The sequence below is a fragment of the Streptococcus sp. 1001283B150225_161107_H12 genome, assembly GCF_015552665.1.
Lineage (GTDB): Bacteria > Bacillota > Bacilli > Lactobacillales > Streptococcaceae > Streptococcus.
In genome coordinates this window covers 72,202-98,695 of record NZ_JADNFC010000006.1, presented here as the reverse complement: position 1 = coordinate 98,695, position 26,494 = coordinate 72,202, and the positions used below count along the sequence as shown (strand labels likewise).

Here is a 26,494-nt window from a genome sequence, read left to right as displayed (position 1 = left end):
TTATTTACCTCCTTTAGCGTCTTTACGAGCTGGAAGAACTTCACCACGGTAGATCCATACTTTAACACCAAGTTTACCGTAAGTTGTATCTGCTTCTTCCCAAGCGTAATCGATGTCTGCGCGAAGTGTGTGGAGTGGAACTGTACCTTCAGAGTATCCTTCAGCACGGGCGATATCTGCACCGTTCAAACGACCTGATACTTGAGTTTTGATTCCTTTAGCTCCAGCGCGCATAGTACGTTGAATCGCTTGTTTTTGAGCACGACGGAAAGCCACACGTTGCTCCAATTGACGAGCAATTCCTTCACCAACAAGGTGAGCATCCAAGTCAGGACGTTTGATCTCGATGATGTTGATGTGAACTTGTTTACCTGTCAATTTATTAAGAGCTGCACGAAGTGCATCGACGTTTGCTCCACCTTTACCGATAACCATACCTGGTTTAGCAGTGTGAAGTGAAACGTTAACTTTGTTTACTGCGCGTTCGATTTCGATAGTAGAAACCGCTGCGTCAGCTAATTCTTTTTGAATAAATTTGCGGATTGCAAGATCTTCATGAAGGTAATCCGCGTATTCTTTTTCAGCATACCATTTGGCATCCCAATCACGGATGATGCCGACACGCATTCCAATTGGATGTACTTTTTGACCCACGATGTTACCTCCTTATTTTTCTGTCACAACCACTGTGATGTGGCTTGTGCGTTTGTTGATTGGTGAAGCTGAACCTTTCGCACGTGGACGGAAACGTTTCATCGTTGGTCCTTCGTTTGCGAATGCTTCAGATACTACCAAGTTTGCTTTTTCCAAACCAAAGTTGTTTTCAGCGTTTGCTACTGCTGAGTTCAACACTTTCAAGATGATTTCAGCTGCTTTGTTTGGAGTGAATTTCAAGATTGCTACTGCATCGGCTACGCTTTTACCACGGATGTTGTCAAGAACAAGACGTGATTTACGAGGTGAAACACGCACTGTACGAGCCATTGCTTTAGCTGAAGTAATTTCTGCCATTTATGTTCTCCTTATTTTCTACGTGTCTTCTTGTCATCTGCAGCGTGACCTTTGTAAGTACGAGTTGGTGCAAATTCACCAAGCTTGTGACCTACCATGTCTTCTTGGATGTAAACAGGTACGTGTTTACGTCCATCATAAACTGCGATAGTGTAACCAATGAAACTTGGGAAGATCGTTGAACGACGTGACCAAGTTTTGATAACTTTTTTCTTTTCGTCGTTAGCTTGAGCTTCAACTTTTTTCATCAAATGCTCATCGACGAAAGGTCCTTTTTTAAGACTGCGTCCCATTTTATTATTTTCTCCTTTAAATATAGTACCACAGCGGCTTGCGCTCACAAGGAGCGCTACCGAGCTGGCGGATCATCTAGCGCTTAAGCGACTAGTTCTAAATTATTTCTCGTTGCGACGACGAACGATAAGTTTGTCTGATTTCGCTTTCTTGTTACGAGTTTTAAGACCAAGAGCAGGTTTGCCCCATGGAGTAGATGGCGCTTTACGACCAACTGGTGCTTTACCTTCACCACCACCGTGTGGGTGATCATTCGGGTTCATTACAGAACCACGAACTGTTGGACGGATACCTTTCCAACGGCTACGACCAGCTTTACCAAGGTTTACAAGCCCATGTTGTTCGTTTCCGACAACACCAACTGTAGCACGACAAGTACCAAGGATCATACGAACTTCGCCTGATTGAAGACGAACAAGAACATATTTACCTTCAGAACCCAATACTTGAGCAGAAGCTCCAGCAGCACGTACCAATTCTCCACCACGACCTGGTTTCAATTCGATGTTGTGGATCAAAGTACCAACCGGGGTGTTAGCAAGTGGAAGAGCGTTTCCGACTTTGATATCTGCTTCTGGACCTGAAACGATACGTTGACCAACTTCAAGGCCTTTTGGAGCGATGATGTATGCTTTCACACCATCAGTGTAGTGTACCAAAGCGATGTTTGCAGAACGGTTTGGATCGTACTCAATTGTTTTTACAACGGCTTCAACGTTATCTTTGTTACGTTTGAAGTCAATCAAACGGTAATGACGTTTGTGTCCACCACCTTGGTGACGAACTGTGATACGTCCGTTGTTGTTACGACCTGCTTTGCTCTTCAATGAAACGAGCAAAGATTTCTCTGGTGTGCTTGTTGTGATTTCAGCGAAATCCAAAGAAGTCATATTACGGCGACCGTTTGTTGTTGGTTTATAAACACGAATTCCCACGATATTTCCTCCTTAGATTATTCAGCTTCAGTAGCGAACAACTCGATTGCTTTTGAATCAGCTGTAAGCGTGATGATAGCTTTTTTAGTTTTTGAAGTAAAACCAGTGTAACGTCCAACACGTTTAGCTTTTGGTTTTACGTTTACAGTGTTCACATTCGCAACTTTTACACCTTCAAAGGCAGCTTCAACAGCTTGTTTGATCAAAAGTTTGTGAGCGCGAGTGTCAACTTCGAATACATATTTGCCTGCTTCAAGTTGAGCCATTGACTTTTCAGTGATAACAGGTTTTTTGATAACATCATACAAATTCATTATGCAAGAACCTCCTCGATTTTAGAGATAGCTGCTTGAGTAACAAGAAGTTTGTCACTATTTGCGATGTCAAGAACACTTGCAGTTGTAGCAGTCGCAACTTTCACGTTTGGAAGGTTACGAGCTGAAAGAGCTGCGAATTCGTTTCCTTCTTCAAGAATAACAAGGACTTTAGAATCGATGCTCAAAGCTGCAAGAACTTTTGCAAATTCAGCAGTTTTTGGAGCTGTAAATTCAAGAGAATCAACGGCTACAAATTTGTTTTCAGCAACTTTTTCTGAGTAAACAGATTTAAGTGCAAGGCGACGAACTTTTTGAGGAAGTTTGTACGCATAGCTACGTGGAGTTGGTCCGAAGACGATTCCACCACCACGCCATTGTGGAGAGCGGATAGAACCTTGACGAGCACGTCCAGTTCCTTTTTGACGCCATGGTTTGCGTCCGCCACCTGAAACAGCTGAGCGGTTTTTAACTGCGTGAGTTCCTTGACGAAGGCTAGCACGTTGGCTGATGATCACATCAAATACAACTGCTTGGTTTGGTTCGATACCAAAGATCGCATCGTTAAGAACAACTTCGCCCGCTTGTTTACCAGTTTGGTCGAATAATGTTACATTTGCCATTTTGACTGTATTCCCCTTTCCTTATTATTTACCAGCTTTAACTGCTGACTTGATAGTGATAAGAGATTTCTTAGCACCTGGTACGTTACCTTTGATAAGGATAACGTTCTTTTCTGGAACAACTTGTACAACTTCAAGGTTTTGAATAGTTACACGATCGCCACCCATGCGTCCTGCAAGGTTTTTACCTTTGAATACGCGGTTAGGTGCAACAGGTCCCATAGAACCTGGACGACGGTGGTAACGAGAACCGTGAGCCATAGGTCCACGTGATTGTCCGTGGCGTTTGATAACACCTTGGAAACCTTTACCTTTAGAAGTACCAGTTACATCAACAATGTCTCCAGCTTCGAAAGTATCAACTGTGATTTCAGCACCAACTTCCAAGCCTTCAACGTTTTTGAATTCACGAATGAAGCGCTTAGGAGCCGTGTTAGCTTTTGCTACATGTCCTTTAGCAGGTTTGTTGCTCAATACTTCGCGTTTGTCATCGAAACCAACTTGGATAGCGTTGTAACCATCTGTTTCAACAGTTTTCACTTGAAGAACAACGTTTGGAGTTGCTTCGATAACTGTTACAGGGATCAATTCGCCAGCTTCAGTGAAGATTTGAGTCATTCCCACTTTTTTCCCTAAGATTCCTTTTGTCATGAGAAAATAGTTCCTTTTCTATAGTTTTTTATTCAAAAAGTTTTTAACGAGCGTTTTTTATGCTCAAGGTATCAAGCTTTAGATTAAAGTTTGATTTCTACGTTTACACCACTTGGAAGATCCAATTTCATCAAAGCGTCAACTGTTTTTTGAGTTGGGTTGATGATATCGATCAAACGTTTGTGTGTACGCATTTCGAATTGTTCGCGAGAATCTTTATATTTGTGAGTCGCACGAATGATTGTGTAGAGGCTACGCTCAGTTGGAAGTGGGATTGGACCCGCAACTTGTGCACCTGTACGAGTAGCTGATTCTACGATTTTTGCAGCCGCTGTGTCAAGTGTACGGTGTTCGTACGCTTTCAAACGGATGCGGATTTTTTTGTTTGCCATCTTTTTCTCCTTTTCGTCTATTTAAGATAATAGGCTAGCTCCACAAGAAAACCGACGCGCGTTACGTGGCAATGCAACCGAGCGTGTCGCAACCTCTTGCATCAAAGCTAATAGCTGTTTTTCACAGCACCATAGTAGTTTAACACAATGAAAGCCCCAATGCAAGGAATTTGAGCAGATTTTTTTCGTTTTTTTGATGAAAGTGTTTTCGAAAGAAAAAGCGTGCTAAAAAAGTTGCTAATATATAGAAAAAAGGGAGCGAGACAGAACAAATTTATTTCCAAATTTGTTCATCGTCTCGCCCCCGCACAGTTGATTAGGTTATCTTTGGAGCTTAACAAGCGAACAAAGATACCAATCAACCACTGCGTCTATCAGTTATTCCTATTATTCTCAGATGGCTGTAGTCTTTTTTCTTTCTATTTAGCTTTTCCTAGAAATTCCGCCCTGATTTGTTATAGCCATATTTTTCGACGAAATGCTCACGGAATTCTAAAAGATTGTCATCCATGATGGCTTGACGGACCTGCTTCATGAGGTTGATCAAGAAGTAGAGGTTGTGGTAGCTGGTCAAGCGAATGCCGAAGGTCTCATCTGCCTTGAGGAGGTGGCGAAGATAAGCACGGGTGTAATTCTTACAAGTGTAGCAATCACACTCGTGGTCTAGCGGTGTAAAGTCTTCTGCAAATTGCGCATTTTTCACCACCAGACGTCCTTGACTAGTCATACAGGTGCCATTTCGCGCAATCCGCGTCGGTAAGACACAGTCAAACATGTCCACTCCACGAATAACGCCATCGATCAGACTGTCTGGTGCTCCTACTCCCATGAGATAGCGAGGCTTGTTCTCTGGTAAGAGCGGAGTTGTGAAATCCAGCACGGCATTCATCTCTTCATGGCTTTCTCCAACAGCTAACCCACCTATAGAATAGCCTGGGAAGTCCATGCTAACAAGATCACGCGCAGACTGACGGCGCAAGTCTTCAAATCCAGCCCCTTGAACAATCCCGAAAAGACCTTGATTATGAGGGCGACGATGAGCCTTAAGGCCACGTTCTGCCCAACGACTGGTCCGTTCGATTGATTTCTTCACATAATCATAGGGTTGATAGAACTGAGGACATTCGTCAAAGGACATCATGATGTCGCTCCCTAGATTATTTTGGATCGAGATGGCCTTTTCTGGGGAGAGGAACATCTTCGAACCATTGAGGTGGTTTTTAAAGGTTACCCCTTCTTCGGTGATATTTCGGGTATCCGCTAGTGAATAGACCTGGAAGCCTCCACTATCTGTCAAAATGGGCTGGTCCCAGTTCATGAACTGGTGCAGTCCTCCTGCTTTTGCGACTAGATCATCCCCCGGACGAAGCCAGAGATGGTAGGTGTTGGCCAAAATAATTCCGGACCCCATTTCCTTGAGTTCTTCTGGTGATTGGGTCTTAACGGTTGCCTGAGTCCCTACAGGCATAAACATTGGAGTTGGGAAAGTCCCGTGGGGGGTGATAATTTCTCCCAGACGAGCTCCTGTATGCTTTTCTTTTTTGATTAATCGATATTGAATCGGTGAATCTGTCATGGTTACCTCCGTACTGGGAAAAACAGTCCCAGCCTTCTTATTCCTGTCACAGGATCTCCTGTGAGCACCTGTACGATTGTACCAAATTTTACCAGCTCTGTCACGGACTTGTGTTATAATAAAGGGTACTACTACCATGAAAGAGGACATTATGAATATAAAATTGGTTCGTGCTCAAGCTCGTCAGCTGCAATTGCAACATCCCAAAGTCTTCTCCTACTTTGCCTTACCAACTTTCCTGACAATCCTTGCAAGTTACATGCTGACAGGGACAGACATCACTGAAACACTTGCTCACATGGAACTTAGAGAAGGGATACTCTTTCTTCTAAGTCGGCAGATTTTTCCTGCGATTGTTGGTTTTATCCTGTCTTTTCTCTATTTAGGGGCAACTTTTCGCTTTTTGATTTCTGCCTCTAGCAAGGGAGAAAAGAACTTTGGTATCTTCACCATCTTTCAGAGCCAGTATTTTACACCTGCGTTTTTGACGCTATTCATTAAGCAAGTGATCCTGTCTTTGTGGGGGAGTCTCCTCTATGTGAGTCAACTCCTCTTAACGGTGGTCAGCTATCACGTTCTCGCTATCAATGAATCCTCCTCCACTACGTCTACCCTTAGAGCGGATACTCCAGAAGTTCAAGCAATTCTAAAGTTAGCTCCAACGATGACGACCGGCCTCTTAATGGCTCTGGTTGGGCTCCTGCTCTTCCTCCCTTTTTATTACCAGTATAGTTTGGTCGAGTTGATCCTATATAGTCGACTGATGACAGGAACCTATGATGGGCCTATGTCTATCCTCCGCCAAAGTAAGGAAGAGATGAAAGGCTTTAAGAGCCACCGCCTTGTTCTTGATTTGAGCCTGCTTGGTTGGCAAATTCTATCTTTTTTCACTTTAGGAATGGCGAATTTTTATGTCAAACCTTATGCAACCAGTTGCCAAATCATCTTCTACCATACCCTCCTTCAAAAACGGATGCAGGCGGACAGTCGCTTCCAGCAAAAGGCGCCGGATCTACCAAAGTCTAATCCACTTGATTAACAAAGAAAACAAGAAAACCCACCTTCGATTGGAGCCATTCTCCAAAGCACTAGGTGGGTTCTTTTATCTCTGTTAGGGAAATCCGTCTGTATTTATTTCATCTCCCGTATCAGTTTAATCACCGGATGAAAGACGCGAGGTTCTGGGATAAATCAAAGGCTATCCTTCTCCTAAGACCAAACGAGTGTGCTCGCGTTTGATACAGCGGTTCATGACGATATCTTCTCGTCCAGCTCCACGAAGGATTTCTTCTGCTTCTTGATTTTCCAGCTCCAATTGTGCCCAGAAAATCTTCGCATCCGACTCGATAAAGTCACGCGCTACATCTGGCAAAAACTCACTGCGACGGTAAACATCGACGATATCTACTGGGAAAGGAATTTCCTGCAGGCTAGCGTACACCCTTTCTCCAAGGATTTGGCCACCGGCTGCACGAGGGTTGACAGGAATAATCCGATAGCCCCGCTCTTGCATCTCCTTGCTAACACGATGACTGGTCGTATCTTCACGGTCAGATAATCCAACCACAGCGATGATCTTGCTGGTTTCTAGGTAATGTTTGATAATGCCATCACTAGGATTGCGAAATGAATAAGCCATAAGAATCTCCTTTTGTATGCGTTTCCTTTATTTAAATAGTATAACAATACGGAAGGCATTGCAAGTGTTTGTCGTTAAAAGCGGTAGGAAACTGAAAAGTTTCCTACCGCTTTCTGTTTTGAACAAACTTAATCTTATTTGGCTTCATACCATGTTTTGCCTTCATTCTCATCGGCTTCCAGTGGTACCGCAAGTTCGATAGCGGATTCCATGGTCTCTTTGACGAGCTCTTTGATCGCTGCCAGTTCATCACTTGGTACTTGCAGAACGATTTCATCGTGCACCTGAAGGAGCATCTTGGTCTTGTATGCTCCTGCTTCTAGCGCTTGGTCCAAGTGGATCATAGCAATTTTCAAGATATCGGCTGCCGATCCTTGGATTGGTGAGTTGATAGCTGTTCGCTCCGCAAAGCCTCGAACATTGAAGTTGCGAGAATTGATATCTGGAATCTCCCGACGACGCTTGAAGAGAGTCTCCACATAGCCTTTATCACGCGCTTCCCGCACCACTCTCTCCATATAGTCCTTGATGCCAGGGTAGCGTTCGAAGTAAGTCTCAATGTAGGCCTTGGCTTCTTTTCGACTGATCCCTAGGTTGTTAGACAGTCCAAAGTCGGAAATTCCATAAACCACACCGAAGTTTACCGCTTTTGCATTCCGCCGGTCATTCGGCGTTACATATTCTGGTTTTTCAATGTTGAAGACGCGCATAGCAGTCGATGTATGGATATCTGCCCCATGCTGAAAGGCATCAATCAAATGCTCATCTCCCGAAATATGGGCCAAGACGCGCAATTCAATCTGTGAATAGTCCGAACTGAGCAAGACACTATTTTCCTCTTCTGGGACAAAGGCCTTACGAATGAGACGGCCTTGTTCCAAACGGACAGGAATGTTTTGCAAGTTGGGATCCACGCTGGACAAACGGCCTGTCTGCGTCAAATCCTGCACATAGCGGGTATGGATTTTTCCATCCTCTAGGATAGCCTCTTGCAAGCCCACCACATAGGTAGACTGGATTTTTGCGATTTGGCGGTATTCAAGAATCTTAGATACAATCGGTGCAATTGGAGCTAGGCGTTCCAAGACATCGACGGCTGTTGAATAGCCGGTTTTGGTCTTCTTCGTATATTCAAGAGGGAGTTCCAATTTTTCAAAGAGAATGACCCCCAATTGTTTTGGAGAATTGATGTTAAACTCTTCTCCTGCAAGCTCATAGATTTCTTGAGTTAAGCGTTCCAAGACCACCTCGTTTTCCACCTGCATATCTTCTAGGGTCTGGCGCTCTACCTTGATCCCCGCGATTTCCATCTTGGCCAAAACAGCTGCTAGTGGTTGCTCCATATCATAGAGCAAATCTAATTGGTCATGGGCTTGCAACTGCTCCACCATGGGCCCTTCGGTATCCAGTAGAACAGCGACTTTTCGTGCCAAATGCTCTAATAGGACCGCCTTTTCTGGGATAGCTTTTTTGGCTCCCTTGCCATAAACGACTTCGTCCAACGGTAGCGCAATCTGACTATAGAGACTCGCAATGGTTGAAATTTCATTGTCCTCTACGGTCGACAAGAGATACTTAGCCAATCGACTATCAAAAGCCGGCTTTTGCAAGGTAATGCCCAAGTGGCTGAGCAAGACCTTGGCCCGCTTAAAGTCATAGACCTTGAGGGGCGTTTTTTCGAGAAATTCTTTGAAAATCGGTGTTTGTAAAAGACCAGTATCTGTACTCGCGTAGAGCTGACCTTTGGTCCCCCATGCAAAGCCGATGATGGGTTCCGTATGGTAGTTGTCCCCAAAAATCTCGAAATGGAAGAAACTATCTTCCGCAAGCATATCTGAAGTGACTTGCTCGACTTCTGTATAGTCAATGGCTACAGGAGCTACTTCTTCTCCACTGAGATCCAAGGCTTGGCGAAGTTGCTTAAAGCCCATCTCCTCATAAAACTTGGCGAGATTTTCTAGATGAGGGCCTGTATAGATGATATCATCCAGGCCAAGCTCAATGGGCGCATTGGTATCAATGGTCGCGAGAGTCTTGGATAGGTAGGCCTGCTCCTTGTCGTTGATGAGGTTTTCCTTCATCTTAGAGGCCTTCATCTCATCGATATGCTCGTAAATGCCATCGAGAGAGCCATACTCTAGGAGTAGTTTGATCCCTGTCTTTTCTCCGATTTTGGTGACACCCGGGATATTATCCGACTTATCTCCCATCAAGGCCTTGAGGTCAATAAACTGCTCTGGTGTCAGTCCCATCTTTTCTTTCAGATAGGCTGGAGTGAATTCTTCAAACTCTGCCACCCCTTTTTTGGAGATTTCAACCACCGTATTATCATCTGTCAGCTGGATCAAATCCTTATCCCCAGAGACAATGGTGACATCAAAGGGCACCGAGCTAGCTTCGGCCATCTTATCTATCGTTCCAATGATGTCATCTGCCTCATACTGGGCTAGCTCATAATAGCGGATCCCCAAATGATCCAGTTGTTCACGAATGAAAGGAAACTGCTCACGGAACTCATCTGGAGTTTTTGCCCGGCCTCCTTTGTAGTCGGCATACATCTCCGTCCGAAAAGTCGTCTTGCCTGCATCGAAAGCAACGAGGACATGGGTTGGTTGGATGCGCTCCAAGAGATGGCTCAACATGAGGTTAAAACCATAGACCGCATTGGTATGCAACCCATTGGCATTTTTGAAGCGATCGATTTGATTATAAAGTGCAAAAAAGGCACGAAAAGCGACGGAAGACCCGTCGATGAGTAGTAATTTGTTCTTTTTTTCCATAGGCTTATTATACCACGAATCACAAGGTCTCTGGTACATAAAAACTCTACCCTTTCGGGTAGAGCCTTCTTTAGGAATTTCTTATGAAAAATGAAGAGAAGTGTTTATTCGCCGTAACAAGAACCTTGTTGTGGCAATTTCTTAAAGCGTTTTGGATAATTAACTGAGATTTTCATTTTCTGTACCTCATTTCTTATTGGATGAGTTTAGTATACAGCTCAAACCTAAACCATTCCTTATAGAAAGCTTTAAGAAAACTAAAAGCTGAGGCGCAAAGCATGCAGTTGTTTTTTGCTGCAGACCGGTAACTGAAGATGGAGCCCTTGCCATCGTAGCCCTAAGAAAAGCAAAGTAAAAGACCACCGGATTTGGTGGCCTTTTAGGGAGATTATTATGAAAAAGAAAAGTTTTAGGATTTCATAAACAAAGTTAGGAGGTCTTTGTTTATGGTTTTATTATATCGGATTTATCTTAAAGATTTCTTAAGGAATTATTTCATTTCCAAAACAAATTGTTTACGGATTCTTTTCATAGCGCCATTCCAGCAACAAAGAAGCCTAGCTTTGTTAAATAAGTTAACTTTTTTCTTCTTCAAAATAGAGGCGAATGTCATCCAAATGACGAATCGCATGATTGACATCCGGCTTGTAATCCAAAAAATTAATACTCCCGATTCTTGCATTGTCTGCCAGATCAACATCCAATGTTCGATCTCCAATATAATAGGTCTCACTCCGATCCAGTTGATACTTATCCACTAGATAATCGACTCCTTCTGGATCTGGTTTTCTTCGAAAGCCATTGTCCGTTGTGACAACCTCTTGGAAATAGGATAAGATCCCTAGATCTTCCAGAATTGGATAAGCATTTTTCCCCTTGTGGGTATAGACGAATTGGACAATCCCTTCCTCTTTGGCCCAAGCTAGAATGTCTCTAGCTCCTGACATCAGATGCACTTGGGCATTTTTCTCACGCAGGCTAGACGCGCGATAACGATTCATTTCTTCCGCATCCAAACCATGTTCTCTAGCCACTTCTTCAAGAAGTGCCTGGACGGATTGTTGAAGGATAAAGGCATGGACCGCTTCTCGATCAAAGTCCAAAGAGTAATGCGCATAAGTCTCAGCAATCCCATCTAAAATAGCTTCATAAGAATCCAAAAGAGTTCCATCCAAATCCCAAATAAAAGCTCGTGTCATACATTTTATTCCTTCCATGTCCGATGATAGAGTGTTTTTAAGAAAATCCAGCGAAATCCATTGTCCAAAAGGGTACCAGCCCAAATCCCTGGCAAGCCCCAACCGAGGCTAACCCCCATCAGATAACCTGAGCCAATCCGAATCACCCACATGCCGATAGTGGTCGCATAGAAGGGAAGACGCGCGTTGCCTAACCCTTGCCAGACCGCGGTATAGATGACGGTCCCAGCTGTCAGAGGCGTTCCAAGTAAAGAGAACAAAATGACGGATAAGGAGGCAGCAAGGGCTCCTGGATCCTTAGTGTAAAGGGCTGTCAAAGGACTTCCAAACAAGAAGATGGTAAGGGCGAGGGGAAGCATGGTGAGAAAGGAAATCCAAAAACTCCTACTGATGATTTGCTTGATCCCTTGTAAATCATTCTGTCCCAAACTTTTGGCGACCAACATGACTGTCGCTGTCGCAATCCCAAAGACCGGCATATAGTTGAACTGGGTCAAGACTTCCCCAATAGCATTCCCAGCTACCGCTCTAGTACCAAAAACGGCCACCATAGCAATGATGACAATATCCCCTGCTCGCATCATGAGGCGCTCACCAGCAGCAGGCAAAGCAAGGGAGAGCAAGTCTCGATCCAAGCCCCAACGAAAAGGAGCAAAGGGAAGTTGAACCTGACGCCAGAGCAAGAAAGCCCCTAATAAGCGAGAGAGAACCGTTCCTAAGGCAGCCCCGGCGATGCCCAGCCCAAAAACAAAGATCAAGATGCTCGATAATAGAGCATTCAAAACATTGGTCAACAAACTGACATACATGGGTAGTCGCGGGTTATGGGCCACACGGACTAGGGCTCCCAAGGTCGTCATCAGACCTAAAAGCAAAATACTTCCTCCGACAAGGGATAAATAAATTCCTCCGGCTTCTGCAACCGCTGCTTCAACCCCCAAGAGGGCAATCAATTCCTTGCCAAAGCAGAGGGATAAGACCCCCAAGATACAACTTAATAAAACCGTGACTTTAATAGATTCAGTCGCCTGACGAGCTATGGCTTTCTGATCTTTTTGTCCCATACTTTTAGATAAGAGACTCACGACCGCTGCTCCAAGAGCGATAAAAATAGCTTGGTAAATCGTAATGATATTGCCTGCAACGGATACACCCGATACAGCTACTAAACCCAACTGAGCAACCAAGTAGCTATCTACCATCCCCATGAGCATTTGGAGAAAGTTTTCTCCGATGGCTGGAAGGGCAATTCTTAAAATTTGTCGATCTACTTGTTGTTGACGTGACACACTTTCCTCCTGATGAAAAGAAACTCAGCTAGTTGCCTAACTGAGTTCTGCTTGTAGAACTATTGTGAGATTTATTCAGTCAAGTCCTAGAGACTTCTGCTTTCTAATTTTGGGACTCCCACTTACAATCCCAAATAGGCTTCAACTGCAGCCTGCATATCTGTTGCTGCAACAGTTGTCTTGTGACGAACTGGAGCAGTTTCGAGACCATCCACTGCTGGTGGCAAGGCTACACCTGAGATTTCATGTAATTGAGCCAAGGCTTCAAAGTCGCTCAAACCTGATTTCCCTGTTACAGCTTCCACCGCAACCACTGGGAATTTGTAAGGACTAGCTGTTGATGCAATTACGGTCTTGGCCGCATCGCCTGTCGCTGCTTGGTATTTTTTATAAACTGCTGAAGCAACCGCTGTATGAGGGTCCTCAATATAAGAATCTGACTCATAAACACGCTTAATTTCTGCTGCTGTTTCCGCTTCCGTCGCATACTCAGCTGCAAAGAGGTCAAGGATTTCTTCATCAAAATCTGTCAATTCATACTGACCTTGCGTATTCAAGGCAGTCATGAGTTCAGCCGTCTTAACCGCATCATTTCCCAAAAGATGGAAAATCAAACGCTCCAAGTTTGAAGATACTAAGATATCCATAGATGGACTAGTGGTTACCTTGAATTCACGCTTCTTGTCATAGACACGAGTTTTAAAGAAGTCTGTCAAGACATTGTTGTCATTTGAAGCACAGATCAACTTGCCGACTGGTAGGCCGATTTGTTTTGCGTAAAAGGCAGCTAAGATATTTCCAAAGTTTCCTGTTGGAACAGTAAAGTTAACCTTGTCACCAGCATTAATTTCGCCAGTTTTAACAAGCTGAGCGTAGGCATAAACATAATAGACAATCTGTGGGACCAAACGACCGATATTCATAGAGTTAGCTGATGAGAACTGAAGCTTGTTGGCTGCCAATTTCTCACGAAGAGCCACATCATTGAACATATGTTTCACATTGGTTTGGGCATCGTCAAAGTTTCCATCAATGGCGATGACATGGGTATTTTCACCCGTTTGAGTGGTCATTTGCAACTCTTGGACCTTGCTGACACCATCTTTTGGATAAAAGACGATAATTTCCGTACCTGGAACATCCGCAAAACCTGCCATAGCAGCTTTCCCAGTATCTCCAGACGTCGCTGTCAAGATGACAATCTTGTTTTCCAAGCCGTGTTTCTTAGCTGCCGTTGTCATAAAGTAAGGCAAGATAGACAAGGCCATATCCTTGAAGGCAATGGTTGAACCGTGGAACAATTCCAAGTTGTATTGGCCATCTAGTTTCACAAGAGGAGCAATGGCTGGCGTATCAAACTTGCTGTCATAGGCGTTGGTGATACAGTAGTCCAACTCTTCTGCTGTAAAGTCATCCAAGAAAGCTGACAAGACAAGCTTAGCTACTTCTTGGTAAGAAGCGTCTTTCAATGTGTCAAAATCCAAATCTACCTTTGGATAGCTAACTGGAGTAAATAAGCCTCCATCTGTTGCCAAACCTTGCAAAATCGCTTGGCTGGCTGTTACGGTATTTTTCGCATCACGCGTTGATTGATAAACTAATGTCATGTCAATTTCCTCATTCTGTTCCTTAAATGTACGAGTTGGATCACTCTAACTTTCGTACAATCCATTCCATTATACCATGAATCCTTCTGAATTTTATCAGTGAGAATGAAATTGTCTGAAAAAAGAGCCCCCTTCTTGCAAACTGAAAAACCACGAAAACCTCTCTTCATCAATTTATTTGCCCTCCGACTCTTGCTACTCTCTTTTCACTTGTTCATAGGATTCCTTGCCATCATTGAGCTTGTCCCAGATGACGACTTTTCCTTCTTTGAGGGACTGTTGGACATCGATGATCCGCTGGTTGGAAGAGCCACGAAACTGCAACATGAGGTTGCGTTTGCTCTTATCATAGCGACCATCCACCAGAATATCAATCAGCGAAAGCAGCTCCAGTTTGTCCGGTGTTTCCAGCATCATTTCTTCCCAGGTGTAGCCGGTCCAAGACCAGATATCTTTGTCAGGCAACTCTCTTTTCACCCGCTTGACCAAGGGCAGCAGGATGCCAGTGTTGAGAAAAGGTTCACCCCCAAGCAGGGTCATGCCCTGAACATAGGGTTGGGCCAGATCAGCCATGATCTGTTCTTCTAACTCTTTGGTATAGGGAATGCCAGCGTTGAAAGACCAAGTTGCTTCATTATAGCAGCCTTCACAGTGAAACATACAGCCACTGACATAGAGGGAGTTGCGGACGCCTTCGCCATCCACAAAGTTAAAGGCCTTATAGTCAATGATTCGCCCCTTACTCAGCTCCTCGCTTTTCCATTCTTGAGGTTTGGGATTGTTCATGACACCTCCCCATCTAACTCTATCCAGTAGCGCTGACTTCTGTCGATTGTATTTTCGTAAACACCGCCAGCAGATAGAATCGTGCGACGGCTAGCTTCGTTGTCTTCATCACAGGTAATCAGCACTCGTTCTAGTCCTTGTTTTCGAGCCTCTGCTAGTCCTAGCTCTAGCTGCAACTTAGCCAAGCCCTTTCTGCGTTGACTGGGCCGGATGGAATAGCCAATGTGACCACCCTCTACAAATAATTTGTCATTCAAGGACAAGCGCAGGGCTAAAAAGCCCAGAGGGTAGCCAGTCTCATCAAAGGATAAAAATTGAATGGTAGGAACCCAGCCTTCTGGCAGATTCTCAGTATCCTCCTGCTGCTCTACGATTCGCAACCAATCCGCAAAATCCTTTGCTCGCTTCCAAGTGGAGCCCATGCCACCGTGCATATAGGATTTTGCAGCATCGAACTCAGCAATCATCTCTAAAATCGCGTCTTTATCTTCTAAAGTTGGTCGTTGTAACTTCATAAACTTTCCTCAATCTAAATCAATCCAATAGCGCTCTTTCCCGCCTCGAACATCCTCTAAAGCTCCGCCATTAGTCAGAATCACTGCTCGACTGGCAGCATTGTCACTATCACAAGTCACTAAAGCACGTTTGATATTTTTACTTTTGGCTACTTGCAATCCTTGCCGCAGCTGCTCTTTTGCCAATCCTTGCCCACGCGCAGAGGGACGGATACTATAGCCAATATGACCACCTACCTCCAGCAAATAGTCACTAAGACGCAATCTCAGATTGAGAAACCCTACGGCTTGTCCATCTCTCGAAAAAGCAACTAACTGAATATCAGGCACCCACCCTTCAGGCAAATTAATCCCCATTTCATGATTCTGATTACTTTCCAACCACTCTTCATAAACAAAATTCTCAGCATCCCAAAATCCGCCATCGTGAGCTGATTGATTCGCTTCAAACTCTGCCATCATGTCTAATACAGTTTCTTTATCTGCTAGAGTCGGTCTGCGTAGTTCCATCTTTACCTCCCCCCATACGAGAAAAGCGAGAGCGGACTCTCACTTTTATTTTTTCTTAGCCTTTTTTAAAAATTTCTCTCTTAGGCTGGCCACGCGGTCTTTTTTATTGACTCCACCTGTCGAATGCTTTTCGTGGAATCGTTGAACCTGGGCCTTGCCTTTATCGTCTAATTGGTATTTTCCCATAATCTTCCTTTTCTAATCTGTCACTTGCTGTCCAGCTGATTTGATCGTGGAGCCATTCATGTGTTTCACCCGTGCAGCTATTTCCTTATGGCGGCCATTGACCATGGGGCGAGCTTGAGGATTTCCGAGATAGCCGCAGGTCCGTTTGACCACATCTACTGTCTTGGGATCACTATTGCCACAGTTTGGGCAAGTAAAACCACGCTCGGTTGGTGTGAAGTCCCCTTCGAAGTCACACTTGTAGCAACGGTCAATCGGTGTATTGGTTCCGAGATAACCGACCCGGTCATAGGCATAATCCCAAACCGCCTCTAGGGCTTTTGGATTTTGTTGGAGCACTGGATACTCGCAATAGTGGATAAAGCCACCGGAGGCCCCTGCTTCTGGATAGACTTTTTCAAAATCCAGTTTCTCAAATGGAGTTGGGTTCTTGCGAACATCGTAGTGGAAACTATTGGTGTAATATTCCTTGTCTGTGATATCCGGAACCTGACCAAATTTCTCCGTATCCAGGCGACAGAAGCGATCTGTCAAGCTTTCTGACGGCGTCGAATAAATCGAGAAGTGGTAGCCATACTGGTCGGACCATTCTTCGACCCGCTTCTTCATATCCTTGATGATGGCGATTGTAAATTGTTTGGCTTCTGGATTTGCTTCCCAATTTGGACCATAAAAGACGGTTGCAACTTCATAGAGTCCGATATAGCCAAGAGAAACAGTTGCTCTGCGATGACGGAAGAGCTGATCTACCTGATCGTACTTGCCCAAGCGTTTCCCGAAAGTCCCATATTGGTAGAGAATCGGCGCATTAGCTGGTGTCGCTTCTTTGGTGCGTTCCACCCGGTAAACCAAGGCATCTTCAGCGATGTTCATCCGTTCATTAAAAATTTCCCAGAACTTTTCTTTATTCCCTTCTGACTCCAAGGCAATCCGAGGGAGATTGACTGTCACAACCCCTAGGTTCATCCGACCAGAATTGACTTCAACGCCATTTTCGTCCTTCCACCCTTGGAGGAAAGAGCGACAACCCATGGGCACCTTGAAGGAACCCGTCAACTCGACAATCTTGTCATAAGACAAAACGTCTGGGTACATGCGCTTGGTCGCACATTCCAAGGCCAACTGCTTGATGTCGTAGTTGGGACTACCTGGTTCTAAGTTGAGGCCTCTTTTTAAACTGAAAATCAACTTAGGGAAAATAGCGGTCCTGTGTTCTGAACCAAGTCCCTTGATTCGAATTTCCAGAATGGCCTTTTGAATTTCCCGTTCGAAGCGATTGGTTCCAAGACCAAAGCCAAGCGAAGTAAAGGGCGTTTGCCCATTTGAGGTAAAGAGGGTATTGATCTCGTACTCCAAGGACTGCATGGCATCATAGATGTCCTTTTTCGTTTTCTGCCAAGCATAGTCCTCGCGTTTTTCAGGGAGAACCCACTCCTCTGCATCTTTCAAGTGCTTCTGATAATTCTTTTCTGCATAAGGAGCCAAGACCTCGTCGATCCGGTCTGCTGAGCAACCCCCATACTGGCTAGAGGCTACATTGGCAATGATTTGCGAGATCTGAGCCGTTGCAGTTTGGATGGACTTAGGACTTTCTACTTCTGCATTCCCAATCTTAAAACCATTGCGTAGCATGCCTTCAAAATCGATCAAACAACAGTTGGTCATCGGAGTGTAAGGACTATAATCCAAATCATGGTAGTGGATATCCCCTTTTTGGTGGGCATTGGCTACGTGTTTGGGCAACATTTTAAGACCAATAGACTTGCCGACAATTCCTGCTGTCAAATCGCGCTGGGTATTAAAAACGTCGCTGTCCTTATTGGCATTTTCATTAACGACAGCTTGGTCCTTGTTGAGTAGCTTGCCGATGGTAAAGTTGATATCCGTTGCCTTTGAGCGCTCAAAATCACGCTGCGTGCGATAGGTAATATAGCTCTCGGCAATCGCATATTCATTGGCTTGCAGCAACTCGTGTTCAACGACATTTTGAATCTCGTAGATTTTTACGCCACGAGGGAAGCGTTCCAAAATTTCAGCCACAATCCGGTCTGTTACGGTTTCTAATTTCGCTTCCAAGGCTGGAGTGAGACCGGCCACTTCTTCTGTCGCTTTGACCAAAGCACGGTAAATTTTATCGACATCAAACTTGACCTTCCGCCCATCTCTCTTTTCCACAAAGAGTTGGGGGAGACTTTGGATATGCTCTTCTCGTAACGTTATCATACGCTCGCCCACTTTCTTTTTTATACAAATAGAATTCACTCCATATTATATCACTCAAAAATAAAAAATCAATATCTTGTGGCACAAAATGTTATTTCATTTCAAAACCACAAGATATTGATAGTCTATTTATATTGGTACAAGGTATACTGGGAACCTTTCTGGTTCACTTTTTCATAATTTTTAGTTAAAACTTTTTGCAGAGCAGACGTTACATCTAGGTCCTTATTGACCACAATAAACTTCGGCTTGTCTTGCTTAATCTGATTAATCAGATTGGTTCGATTTTCCCTCGGACCTAGATAGGCCGTCGGAGTTAGGAGGGACGAAGATGCCAGGCGACCACTTTCCTGATAGAGATGGGCCGTCTGATCCCAAGCATAGATGGTATCCTTGGAATCACTATGACTCTTGATATAGTGGGCAATGGTGCTTCGTTCACTCGCTAGGTTGTTTTGGAGAACAAATTGATTCACAACTGGATAGCCAACTAGATAAGCCATTGCCAAAAACGGTAAGAAGGCTTGACTGGAGAAATAAAGGTCCCAGATAGAATTGTTCTTCATCTTCCGGCGCTGATAAGTGGACTCTTCTCCCGCAAACCAAAGAGCGAACAAAGGGAAACCAAAAGGCAAGAAGCTAAGGAACTGATAGGCCCCTTGCTCTGGTGTCCCAACCACAACAGTGGCAACCAGCAGAAGACCAAACCAACTCATAAACCGAATCACACGTTGACCGCTTGTCGATACTTTTCGGAAAGACATGACGAAAGCTGAAGCGAAACCAAGGGTCAACAGCAATAAACAGTAATAAACCAGGTTGGCAAATAGGTGCCCCGCATCAAACTGGAGGGAGCGGAGACTATATAAGGTCTGATGAATTGCATACCCAAAGGAGCCGTTCCACACAGTGATGTAGCCTAAGGGATAGAAAAGAAGAGAGAATCCCAAGAGGGCAGCAAGGAATTGATAGAAGCCGTGGGAAAATTTCTTTTGCTTCACATGATAGGCTGTCAATCCAAGGAAGGCAAGCAGATAAAAAATCACACTCAGCCATGGCACCATCATAAATGCCAAACAGGCTCCTGCGCCATAAGCGACAAAGGATTCATCTGTTTTCTCACCCTCTAGATAAGCGAGAATGAAATTCATAGAGCCAAATAGGAAGGGTAGGGCATAAAAGACAGCGTAATTGCCGCCAAATCCAAGCACTCCAGCAAGTAGGTAGAAGAGCAGCTGGACTTGTCCTGCAATTTTTTCACTTGCAACTAAGCTTCTGACCATCCGATACAGGCTCGTCCCAGCAAAAAAGTAGGCTAAAATCTGGAAGACCACCAGGAGAACTTGACCTCCTACCAAACTTCCTAAACCGCTGATCCCGTAGTAGAGCAAGCCATTGACCCCAAAGAAATGACCATAGGGAACTTGACCTTGAGACATTGCCCAACCGGCATATAAGTCCTGGGTTTGCTGATTGGTCGCCAGTAAGTTGATAAAAGGAAGGGCTACATGGACCAGCCCAAGTAGGACACTAAGAGCAATTGGTAGTGACAAGGGAACTGGTCGCTTAATGGCATAGCGCCCCAACGACTTTTCATCTTCTTGCTCTTCTAATGTCTCTTCTACATCCTCTTGGTCTTTCGATCTCGCTTCAACCTTCTCTTTGCGACGATGACCAGATTGTGATAGGCGACTTAGAGTTCCGGTCGAAGCTTCTGTTTCCACCGCTTCTCCAGCAACCTGGCTCTCTTCCTGGTTCTGCTCTGATTCCACCGGTTGACTAGCCGTCAAAACTTCTTCTTCCCGGCTAATTGATTGTTCCAATACCTTTCGTAGCTCTTGAGTATCTTGAAAATTGGACCCGACACTCAAGCCAAGTTTATGCGATTCTTTTTCTTTTTCACTCATACCGTGTTTTTTCCTTTACTAGAATTGCAAGTGCTAAAGGGCACATGCATACCCTACTAGTATATCAAAAATGGGCCCAGCTGTCAGCTTTCTCCACAAGGAGAAAGTAGAGGACATGCAAAAAGACTGACACCTTCTCGGCATCCGTCTTTTCTTTTTATAGTTGATTCAAAATAGTCTGAAAATCTTTTTTTACTTCTTCGATGGACGTGGTCATTTCCTGGCGAGTCTGGTTGTTTTTGACGGTGATTTGCCCACTTTCAACCTCGCTACCACCTAAGGCAATGATAGTTTTGGCCCCAAAGACGTCAGCTGACTTGAACTGAGCCTTCAACTTACGGCCTAGGTAATCACGTTCTGCGATGAAGCCTTGACGACGAAGGGCCTGAACCAATTCCAAGGCAGCTACTTCTGCTTCTGAACCCAACACAGCAATGTAGACATCCAATGACGTCTCAACAGGAAGCTCAACTCCTTGTTTATCGAGGATCAACAAGAGACGCTCAAGTCCCATCCCAAAACCAAAACCTGGTGTTGCTGGTCCACCAAAATATTCTACCAAGCCATCGTAACGACCTCCCGCACAAACGGTCAACTCATTCCCATCTACTTCTGTCACGAACTCAAAAATAGTGTGATTGTAGTAGTCTAGGCCACGTACCATATTGGTATCGATGACATAGTCAATTCCGAGACCGTCTAGCATAGCCCGTACGGCATCAAAGTGTGCCTGGCTTTCTTCGTCCAAGTAGTCTAGGATAGATGGAGCATTCTCAACCGCTTGCTTGTCTTCTTTTTCTTTTGAGTCCAAGACGCGGAGCGGATTTTCTTCTAGACGACGTTGACTATCTTTTGAAAGTTGGTCCTTCATTGGAAGGAGATAGTCGATCAAAGCTTGGCGATAAGCTGCCCGACTGGCTGTGCTACCTAGGGTATTCAAGTGGAGGACGACATTTTCAATGCCAATCTCTTTGAAGAATTGGTCAGCCATGGCAATCGTCTCGACGTCTGTGGCTGGATTGCTAGATCCAAAACACTCTACACCAATCTGGTGGAATTGACGCAAACGGCCAGCCTGAGGACGCTCATAACGGAACATGGGCCCAATATAATAGACCTTGCTTGGTTTTTGAACCTCTGGTGCAAAGAGTTTATTTTCAACATAGGAGCGGACCACTGGTGCTGTCCCTTCCGGACGCAAAGTGATATGACGATCACCCTTATCATAGAAGTCGTACATCTCCTTGGTCACGATATCCGTTGTATCCCCTACCGAACGACTAATCACCTCGTAATGTTCAAAAATAGGTGTGCGGATCTCTGCGTAATTGTATTTTTTAAAGGTTTCGCGAGCAAATCCTTCTACATATTGCCACTTAGCGGATTCCTGTGGCAGGATATCTTGGGTTCCTTTTGGTTTTTGTAATTTCATAGACACCACTCCTTTGCTTGCTTTGTACTATTTATTTTATCATAATTTCTAGTTCGTGACAGCGCTCAAGCGATAAAATCAGCCTACAAGCCCATCAGGAATAGAAAAAGGGAACTTCTCCAGCCCCATAAAAATCGAGCCCGCATCACATGCAAGGCTCGATTTCTTTCGTTTCTTTCTTTCAACTATCTTATAAGATATTTTCATATTGTTCGCGAACTTCCTGCGGCCAGACGCTGGTTTGGACTTCTCCGATATGTTTCTTACGAAGCAAGAACATAGCCATCCGCGATTGACCAATCCCACCTCCGATAGTTAGTGGAAAGAGTCCATTCAAGAGCGCGCGGTGCCATTCCAATTCTAAACGATCTTGATCTCCTGTAATAGCAACCTGGCGCTTGAGGGTGTCTTCATCAACCCGAATCCCCATAGAAGATAATTCGAATGCCGCCCCTAAGTTATCGTTCCAAACAAGGATATCCCCGTTTAAGCCCTTGTAGCCATTTTCAGTTTCTGTTGTCCAGTCGTCATAGTCTGGTGCCCGTCCATCGTGCGGTTTACCATCTGATAAGACGCCACCAATCCCAATCAAAAAGACAGCTCCATATTCTTTGGTGATGGCATTTTCCCGCTCTTTCGGCGTCAAGTCAGGATAACGCTCTACCAACTCTTCTGTGTGGATAAAGGTGATTTGCTTCGGCAGGATCGATTCAATATCATAGCGAGCTTCAACTGCCAACTCTGTTAGACGAATGGCCTTGTAGATTTTTTCAACTGTTTCCTTCAAGTAGGCTAGGTTACGGCTCCCATTTGGAATGACCTTTTCCCAGTCCCATTGGTCGACATAAACTGAGTGGGTCGCATCCAGCGAATCTTCATCTGGACGAAGGGCCTTCATATGGACGAAGAGACCTTCCCCTTCCCCAAAGCCAAATCGCGCCAAGGTATGACGCTTCCATTTTGCAAGGGAATGAACCACTTCATAGGTCTCATTGGGAATTTGTAAGACCTTTACAGAGACAGGGTTTTCCACACCGGATAGGTTGTCCTGCATCCCATCTCCTACCTTGCTCAAGATTGGACCTTGAACCTCAACGACTTCTAGTTTGTCTTTCAAATATTGAGTAAATGTTGTTTTTACAAATGAAATTTCTTCTTGCTGATGAATAAAACTCTTCTTCATAGAGACTCCCTTTAAATAGTATGAATTTGATTATACGCTTTTTTAGAGAAAAAGCAATACCTACTGCTTCAAAAAGGGGTTTTGAAAGCTGTTTCAAGACCCTCTCCTTTCAGCTATTTAACCTATCTATTTTATACTCATTTTTATTTTAACAATCAAAGTTATACTGTTGAAATAAGGTGCTTTTTGTGCTACAATCTATCTAAGAAAACAATTTTATGATTGTTTGAACAAAGGGAGGATTTTATTCTTAACAACACCATAACTAACAACCGAGTAACCTGTCGCAATACCGTGTCGTTTAATAGCGATTCCATCTTTTGGAAGCCTACTGTTCGTCTTAGTTGAACTAAGAGTAGGATTGTTTATTAAACACCCATCTTATGAAAAAGGAAGAAAATTATGGATAAAAAGAAATTTTGGATTTTCCCATTTGTTCTTTGTTTGCTAGCCACCCTATTCACTTTAGGGTTGAATAGATTATCTGCTGAAACATCGACTGTTTCGGTAACAGGAAAATTTGCGGACACGATTACCAGTGTCAACGTCACCAATAACGAAGGTGGAGATCTCACTTGGGAGTTGGAGCAATGGGCTACTTTCCGAATTAATGCCACTTACGATTTAGCTGGAAAAAATGTCAAGGCAGGAGACACCACCGTCGTGACTGTGCCAGATGCCCTCATCATTTCTTCAGACAGCTTCGAGATTCGAGATATTAACACCAACGAGGTCATCGCTCATGCAACCGTAGATGCTGCAAAAAAATCGATTTCCCTCACCTATACAGACTATGTTGAAAAACACTCTGACACAAATGGCTCCTTCTTCTTCTATGCACGGATTGATTTCCAAAAGCACCCTGAAAAAGGAGAAATCCCAATTGAAATTACCATTAACAACGAGGTAAAGGTCGGCGGAAAAGTAACCTTCAAGGGAGTTGGAGACGGCAATCCCAAAGTCTTGACAAAGACGAGCTGGGTGAATTCAGACAATCACAAGAAGGTATCCTATACCATTTCTGTCAACCGAACCAGAGAAAATATCAATAGCGTGACCATTGAAGATCACATGAAATTTACCAACGCTTCTTATGTGCCTGGCAGCATCAAAATCTTAAAAGGTACCTTTGCCTTTGTAGCAGGTGAATGGCAATTTAGCGATCGAACAGATGTCACTGACCAACACAAGGTGACGATTAGTGAAGACGGTCAATCCTTTGTAGTTGACTTAGGCGATATCACTGAAAAAGACCAGTATCGTATTGCTTACGACGTTGAGCTCAACTACGAGCCTGTAGATGGCGAACTCCTAAAAAATGATGCCATCTTGAAAGGAAAAAATACAGTAGTGAAAGAAGTAACCAATGCTGCCGCTGTACAAATCGCTGGTGGCTCTGGTGTTGGCTATGTATTTACTATCAATATCCACAAAGTAGATGATGCCAACCAACCTCTTCAAGGTGCCAAATTCAAGGTCGTACGTCAAGCGAACAACCAAGTCATCGGTGAGTATGTAACCGACGAAAACGGGAACATTACTGTCAGTGCTTTGCTAAAAGATAAGTATATCTTAACTGAAACAGAAGCACCCGCAGGCTACACCATCAAATCTGCAGATACAGAAGTCAATACTGAAGATTTCGGAGCCGATCACTCAGTAACTAAGACGATCGTCAATCCGAAGGAAGAAACGACCACGACTACGACTACGACCACGACTACAACGACTACTACAACAACTTCGACTACGACAACAACCGAAGAGCCAACTACTACTTCAACCACTACAGGTGAAACAACGACTACTACGACTACAACTGAAGAACCGACTACATCTTCAACTACTACAACAACCAAAGAAGATACAACCACTTCAACCACTACAGGTGAAACAACTACAACTACAACTACTACAAGTGAAGAACCGACTACAACTTCAACGACTACTCCAACACCAACTCCGTCATCTTCAACAACTGAAGGTACCGGCGACGGCAAAGGTAAAGGTCGTAAGAAAGTTCTCCCAAGTACAGGTGAAGTCGCAGCTACTGGATTCATTGTCCTAGGAGCAATTGTTCTATCAGGTGCTATCTTATTGAAACGTAAACTTTCAAATCAATAAACCTGACTAAATCGCAACCTCTAGCTAATGGCTAGAGGTTTTTTGTCTTCTAAAACAACATTCCTACTGGCAACAGCATCTTCCTAGCAGGTCGTAAGGAGATTCAAGATGGACCTATTTAGATATTTTTCTAAATAGAGTTGACAAAATAATAGTGGAGTTGTACAATCTATTTAGAAAGATATCTAAATAGATTAGAGGAGATAGAGAATGAATTTTGCGCAAACATTTAAAGCTTTATCAAATCCGATAAGAAGAAGTATCTTAGAACTGCTAAAGGCGGGGAAATTATCTGCTGGTGATATCGTTGGCCACTTTGATGTAGCAGGACCGACCATTTCCCATCATTTAAGTATTCTCAAGCAGGCGGATTTAATTCGAGAGGAAAAAGAAAAGAATTTTATCTACTATGAACTCAATACTTCTGTCTTAGAGGATTTAATGGTCTGGCTCGTTGATTTGAAAGGAGACTCTACTGATGAAAACAAATAAAACCCTATTGACTGTAACTTCTACCGTAACACTCTTCCCCATACTTTGGGGCTTGTTGATTTGGTCGCAATTGCCTAACCAAATCTCGATTCACTTTAACGCTGCTGGTCAGGCCAATAACTTCCAATCGAAAGCACTAGCTGTGTTTGGTCTTCCTGTTTTCCTTCTCTTGGTGCATCTGTTTGTGATCTTTATAATCGGACGTGATCCTAAGAATCGCACGATGAATGAGAAAATGGTCAAAGTGATCTACTGGTTGATTCCAATAGTCTCCTTAATCGTCTCCTATCTCATCTATAGCAAAGCGCTAGGTTCTACTACCAATCCATCTATTTTTGTTTCGGTTTTGCTAGGCCTTATCTTTGTCATCATGGGCAACTACATGCCTAAGCTAAAAGTGAACCATACGGTTGGAATCCGCCTACCTTGGACTTTACAGAGTGAAGATAACTGGCACAAAACCCATCGCTTGGCTGGGAAACTGTGGGTCCTCGGAGGCTTGATCCTCCTACTGGAAGCAGGCCTTCAGTTCGCGCTTTCTTATGTACTGGTGCTGGTCATCCTCGCCATTGTATTTATCCCTGTGATGTACTCTTATCAATTAAGTCGAAAAAATCGTTAGTATAACAAACGTAAAAACCAGTGGAAATCCGTGTTAGGGTAACTTCTACTGGTTTTTATAGTGTTTGATTTCATCGTTTTCTTAGCCAAAACAAATTGAAAAAAGAGCGCACTTATCGCATATTGAATCGAACTAAGTGGTGTCTAGTTTTGAGTTGATGGAGCATAGCAGGTTAGCCTAGATTTCGAAGAATTTCGATATATA

Annotated in this window: 26 protein-coding genes; 4 read left to right on the top strand and 22 right to left on the bottom strand. The window is 44.0% G+C overall.

Annotated features, from left to right (window positions below):
* The 9 genes from rpsC to tgt form a co-directional block, all read right to left on the bottom strand.
* A complete protein-coding gene (gene rpsC, locus I2C87_RS08760; RefSeq protein WP_006595187.1) occupies positions 1–654 on the bottom strand; it encodes a 30S ribosomal protein S3 in 654 nt (217 codons plus the stop codon).
* A gap of 12 nt (positions 655–666) precedes the next feature.
* Positions 667–1,011: a 50S ribosomal protein L22 gene (gene rplV, locus I2C87_RS08755; protein WP_006595188.1), complete on the bottom strand. Its 345-nt coding sequence runs from the start codon at positions 1,009–1,011 to the stop codon at positions 667–669.
* Positions 1,012–1,022: 11 nt separating this feature from the next.
* Positions 1,023–1,304, bottom strand: a complete 282-nt coding sequence (rpsS, locus tag I2C87_RS08750) for a 30S ribosomal protein S19 (RefSeq protein ID WP_000533766.1) — start codon at positions 1,302–1,304, stop codon at positions 1,023–1,025.
* 102 nt (positions 1,305–1,406) lie between these two features.
* Complete coding sequence (gene rplB, locus I2C87_RS08745) at positions 1,407–2,240, bottom strand: 50S ribosomal protein L2 (RefSeq protein WP_195324661.1); 834 nt, start codon at positions 2,238–2,240, stop codon at positions 1,407–1,409.
* A gap of 17 nt (positions 2,241–2,257) precedes the next feature.
* Positions 2,258–2,554, bottom strand: coding sequence for a 50S ribosomal protein L23 (locus I2C87_RS08740; protein ID WP_006595190.1), 297 nt, complete (start codon positions 2,552–2,554; stop codon positions 2,258–2,260).
* Positions 2,554–3,177, bottom strand: coding sequence for a 50S ribosomal protein L4 (rplD, locus tag I2C87_RS08735; protein WP_003009591.1), 624 nt, complete (start codon positions 3,175–3,177; stop codon positions 2,554–2,556). Before rplD ends, I2C87_RS08740 begins: the two co-directional genes overlap by 1 nt.
* A 24-nt stretch (positions 3,178–3,201) precedes the next feature.
* Positions 3,202–3,828 carry a 50S ribosomal protein L3 gene (gene rplC / locus I2C87_RS08730; RefSeq protein ID WP_003010846.1) on the bottom strand — a complete coding sequence of 209 codons (627 nt, stop codon included), beginning with the start codon at positions 3,826–3,828 and terminating at the stop codon, positions 3,202–3,204.
* A gap of 83 nt (positions 3,829–3,911) precedes the next feature.
* The gene (rpsJ, locus tag I2C87_RS08725) at positions 3,912–4,220 is read right to left on the bottom strand and encodes a 30S ribosomal protein S10 (protein WP_003009585.1); all 309 of its coding nucleotides are present in this window, start codon (positions 4,218–4,220) and stop codon (positions 3,912–3,914) included.
* Between the two features lie 433 nt (positions 4,221–4,653).
* Positions 4,654–5,796: a tRNA guanosine(34) transglycosylase Tgt gene (gene tgt, locus I2C87_RS08720; RefSeq protein ID WP_195324660.1), complete on the bottom strand. Its 1,143-nt coding sequence runs from the start codon at positions 5,794–5,796 to the stop codon at positions 4,654–4,656.
* A gap of 151 nt (positions 5,797–5,947) precedes the next feature.
* Between tgt and I2C87_RS08715 the strand changes: the two genes are divergently transcribed.
* Positions 5,948–6,835: a DUF975 family protein gene (locus I2C87_RS08715; RefSeq protein WP_229046334.1), complete on the top strand. Its 888-nt coding sequence runs from the start codon at positions 5,948–5,950 to the stop codon at positions 6,833–6,835.
* A 159-nt stretch (positions 6,836–6,994) separates the two neighbouring features.
* Here I2C87_RS08715 and I2C87_RS08710 read toward each other — a convergent pair whose 3' ends face one another.
* The 13 genes from I2C87_RS08710 to asnA all read right to left on the bottom strand — a co-directional run bounded on the left by I2C87_RS08710 (position 6,995) and on the right by asnA (position 23,052).
* Positions 6,995–7,435 (bottom strand): CoA-binding protein, encoded by a 441-nt coding sequence (locus I2C87_RS08710; RefSeq protein ID WP_129822754.1) that lies wholly within the window; start codon positions 7,433–7,435, stop codon positions 6,995–6,997.
* Positions 7,436–7,569: 134 nt separating this feature from the next.
* Entirely contained in the window at positions 7,570–10,215 is a 2,646-nt protein-coding gene (gene polA, locus I2C87_RS08705; RefSeq protein WP_195324658.1) for a DNA polymerase I, read from the bottom strand.
* A gap of 575 nt (positions 10,216–10,790) precedes the next feature.
* A complete protein-coding gene (locus I2C87_RS08700) occupies positions 10,791–11,414 on the bottom strand; it encodes an HAD-IA family hydrolase (RefSeq protein ID WP_195324656.1) in 624 nt (207 codons plus the stop codon).
* A 5-nt stretch (positions 11,415–11,419) separates the two neighbouring features.
* A complete protein-coding gene (locus I2C87_RS08695) occupies positions 11,420–12,703 on the bottom strand; it encodes an MATE family efflux transporter (RefSeq protein WP_129822756.1) in 1,284 nt (427 codons plus the stop codon).
* A gap of 122 nt (positions 12,704–12,825) precedes the next feature.
* Positions 12,826–14,310: a threonine synthase gene (gene thrC / locus I2C87_RS08690; RefSeq protein WP_195324654.1), complete on the bottom strand. Its 1,485-nt coding sequence runs from the start codon at positions 14,308–14,310 to the stop codon at positions 12,826–12,828.
* 195 nt (positions 14,311–14,505) lie between these two features.
* Positions 14,506–15,096 (bottom strand): anaerobic ribonucleoside-triphosphate reductase activating protein, encoded by a 591-nt coding sequence (nrdG, locus tag I2C87_RS08685; RefSeq protein ID WP_195324652.1) that lies wholly within the window; start codon positions 15,094–15,096, stop codon positions 14,506–14,508.
* Complete coding sequence (locus tag I2C87_RS08680) at positions 15,093–15,611, bottom strand: GNAT family N-acetyltransferase (RefSeq protein WP_129822759.1); 519 nt, start codon at positions 15,609–15,611, stop codon at positions 15,093–15,095. The genes nrdG and I2C87_RS08680 overlap by 4 nt, the downstream gene beginning before the upstream one ends.
* A 9-nt stretch (positions 15,612–15,620) precedes the next feature.
* Complete coding sequence (locus I2C87_RS08675; RefSeq protein ID WP_048716276.1) at positions 15,621–16,121, bottom strand: GNAT family N-acetyltransferase; 501 nt, start codon at positions 16,119–16,121, stop codon at positions 15,621–15,623.
* A gap of 45 nt (positions 16,122–16,166) precedes the next feature.
* On the bottom strand, positions 16,167–16,307 hold the full coding sequence (locus I2C87_RS08670; RefSeq protein ID WP_129822760.1) for a hypothetical protein: 141 nt from the start codon (positions 16,305–16,307) through the stop codon (positions 16,167–16,169).
* Between the two features lie 12 nt (positions 16,308–16,319).
* Complete coding sequence (gene nrdD / locus I2C87_RS08665; RefSeq protein ID WP_195324650.1) at positions 16,320–18,530, bottom strand: anaerobic ribonucleoside-triphosphate reductase; 2,211 nt, start codon at positions 18,528–18,530, stop codon at positions 16,320–16,322.
* Between the two features lie 125 nt (positions 18,531–18,655).
* Positions 18,656–20,437, bottom strand: a complete 1,782-nt coding sequence (locus I2C87_RS08660; protein WP_129822762.1) for an MFS transporter — start codon at positions 20,435–20,437, stop codon at positions 18,656–18,658.
* 157 nt (positions 20,438–20,594) lie between these two features.
* Positions 20,595–21,869, bottom strand: a complete 1,275-nt coding sequence (gene hisS / locus I2C87_RS08655) for a histidine--tRNA ligase (RefSeq protein WP_129270518.1) — start codon at positions 21,867–21,869, stop codon at positions 20,595–20,597.
* Between the two features lie 190 nt (positions 21,870–22,059).
* Positions 22,060–23,052, bottom strand: a complete 993-nt coding sequence (gene asnA, locus I2C87_RS08650) for an aspartate--ammonia ligase (RefSeq protein WP_048692049.1) — start codon at positions 23,050–23,052, stop codon at positions 22,060–22,062.
* A 402-nt stretch (positions 23,053–23,454) separates the two neighbouring features.
* Here asnA and I2C87_RS08645 point away from each other — a divergent pair, with 402 nt between their 5' ends.
* From I2C87_RS08645 to I2C87_RS08635, 3 genes are all read left to right on the top strand, one after another.
* The gene (locus tag I2C87_RS08645) at positions 23,455–25,176 is read left to right on the top strand and encodes an LPXTG cell wall anchor domain-containing protein (RefSeq protein WP_195324648.1); all 1,722 of its coding nucleotides are present in this window, start codon (positions 23,455–23,457) and stop codon (positions 25,174–25,176) included.
* A 210-nt stretch (positions 25,177–25,386) separates the two neighbouring features.
* On the top strand, positions 25,387–25,668 hold the full coding sequence (locus I2C87_RS08640; protein ID WP_195324646.1) for an autorepressor SdpR family transcription factor: 282 nt from the start codon (positions 25,387–25,389) through the stop codon (positions 25,666–25,668).
* Positions 25,655–26,290 (top strand): SdpI family protein, encoded by a 636-nt coding sequence (locus I2C87_RS08635; protein ID WP_195324644.1) that lies wholly within the window; start codon positions 25,655–25,657, stop codon positions 26,288–26,290. The genes I2C87_RS08640 and I2C87_RS08635 overlap by 14 nt, the downstream gene beginning before the upstream one ends.
* Positions 26,291–26,494: the final 204 nt, after the last annotated feature.

Coding starts and splice junctions, on each gene's coding strand:
- I2C87_RS08675 (WP_048716276.1), bottom strand. CDS start 16,121: ATGGAACTACGCAGACCGACTCTAGCAGATAAAGAAACTGTATTAGAC.
- rplC (WP_003010846.1), bottom strand. CDS start 3,828: ATGACAAAAGGAATCTTAGGGAAAAAAGTGGGAATGACTCAAATCTTC.
- nrdD (WP_195324650.1), bottom strand. CDS start 18,530: ATGATAACGTTACGAGAAGAGCATATCCAAAGTCTCCCCCAACTCTTT.
- I2C87_RS08660 (WP_129822762.1), bottom strand. CDS start 20,437: ATGAGTGAAAAAGAAAAAGAATCGCATAAACTTGGCTTGAGTGTCGGG.
- rplD (WP_003009591.1), bottom strand. CDS start 3,177: ATGGCAAATGTAACATTATTCGACCAAACTGGTAAACAAGCGGGCGAA.
- I2C87_RS08710 (WP_129822754.1), bottom strand. CDS start 7,435: ATGGCTTATTCATTTCGCAATCCTAGTGATGGCATTATCAAACATTAC.
- I2C87_RS08635 (WP_195324644.1), top strand. CDS start 25,655: ATGAAAACAAATAAAACCCTATTGACTGTAACTTCTACCGTAACACTC.
- I2C87_RS08715 (WP_229046334.1), top strand. CDS start 5,948: ATGAATATAAAATTGGTTCGTGCTCAAGCTCGTCAGCTGCAATTGCAA.
- rpsS (WP_000533766.1), bottom strand. CDS start 1,304: ATGGGACGCAGTCTTAAAAAAGGACCTTTCGTCGATGAGCATTTGATG.
- I2C87_RS08740 (WP_006595190.1), bottom strand. CDS start 2,554: ATGAATTTGTATGATGTTATCAAAAAACCTGTTATCACTGAAAAGTCA.
- I2C87_RS08670 (WP_129822760.1), bottom strand. CDS start 16,307: ATGGGAAAATACCAATTAGACGATAAAGGCAAGGCCCAGGTTCAACGA.
- polA (WP_195324658.1), bottom strand. CDS start 10,215: ATGGAAAAAAAGAACAAATTACTACTCATCGACGGGTCTTCCGTCGCT.
- I2C87_RS08680 (WP_129822759.1), bottom strand. CDS start 15,611: ATGAAGTTACAACGACCAACTTTAGAAGATAAAGACGCGATTTTAGAG.
- I2C87_RS08640 (WP_195324646.1), top strand. CDS start 25,387: ATGAATTTTGCGCAAACATTTAAAGCTTTATCAAATCCGATAAGAAGA.
- rpsJ (WP_003009585.1), bottom strand. CDS start 4,220: ATGGCAAACAAAAAAATCCGCATCCGTTTGAAAGCGTACGAACACCGT.
- I2C87_RS08700 (WP_195324656.1), bottom strand. CDS start 11,414: ATGACACGAGCTTTTATTTGGGATTTGGATGGAACTCTTTTGGATTCT.
- tgt (WP_195324660.1), bottom strand. CDS start 5,796: ATGACAGATTCACCGATTCAATATCGATTAATCAAAAAAGAAAAGCAT.
- hisS (WP_129270518.1), bottom strand. CDS start 21,869: ATGAAATTACAAAAACCAAAAGGAACCCAAGATATCCTGCCACAGGAA.
- I2C87_RS08645 (WP_195324648.1), top strand. CDS start 23,455: ATGGATAAAAAGAAATTTTGGATTTTCCCATTTGTTCTTTGTTTGCTA.
- asnA (WP_048692049.1), bottom strand. CDS start 23,052: ATGAAGAAGAGTTTTATTCATCAGCAAGAAGAAATTTCATTTGTAAAA.
- rplV (WP_006595188.1), bottom strand. CDS start 1,011: ATGGCAGAAATTACTTCAGCTAAAGCAATGGCTCGTACAGTGCGTGTT.
- nrdG (WP_195324652.1), bottom strand. CDS start 15,096: ATGAACAATCCCAAACCTCAAGAATGGAAAAGCGAGGAGCTGAGTAAG.
- thrC (WP_195324654.1), bottom strand. CDS start 14,310: ATGACATTAGTTTATCAATCAACGCGTGATGCGAAAAATACCGTAACA.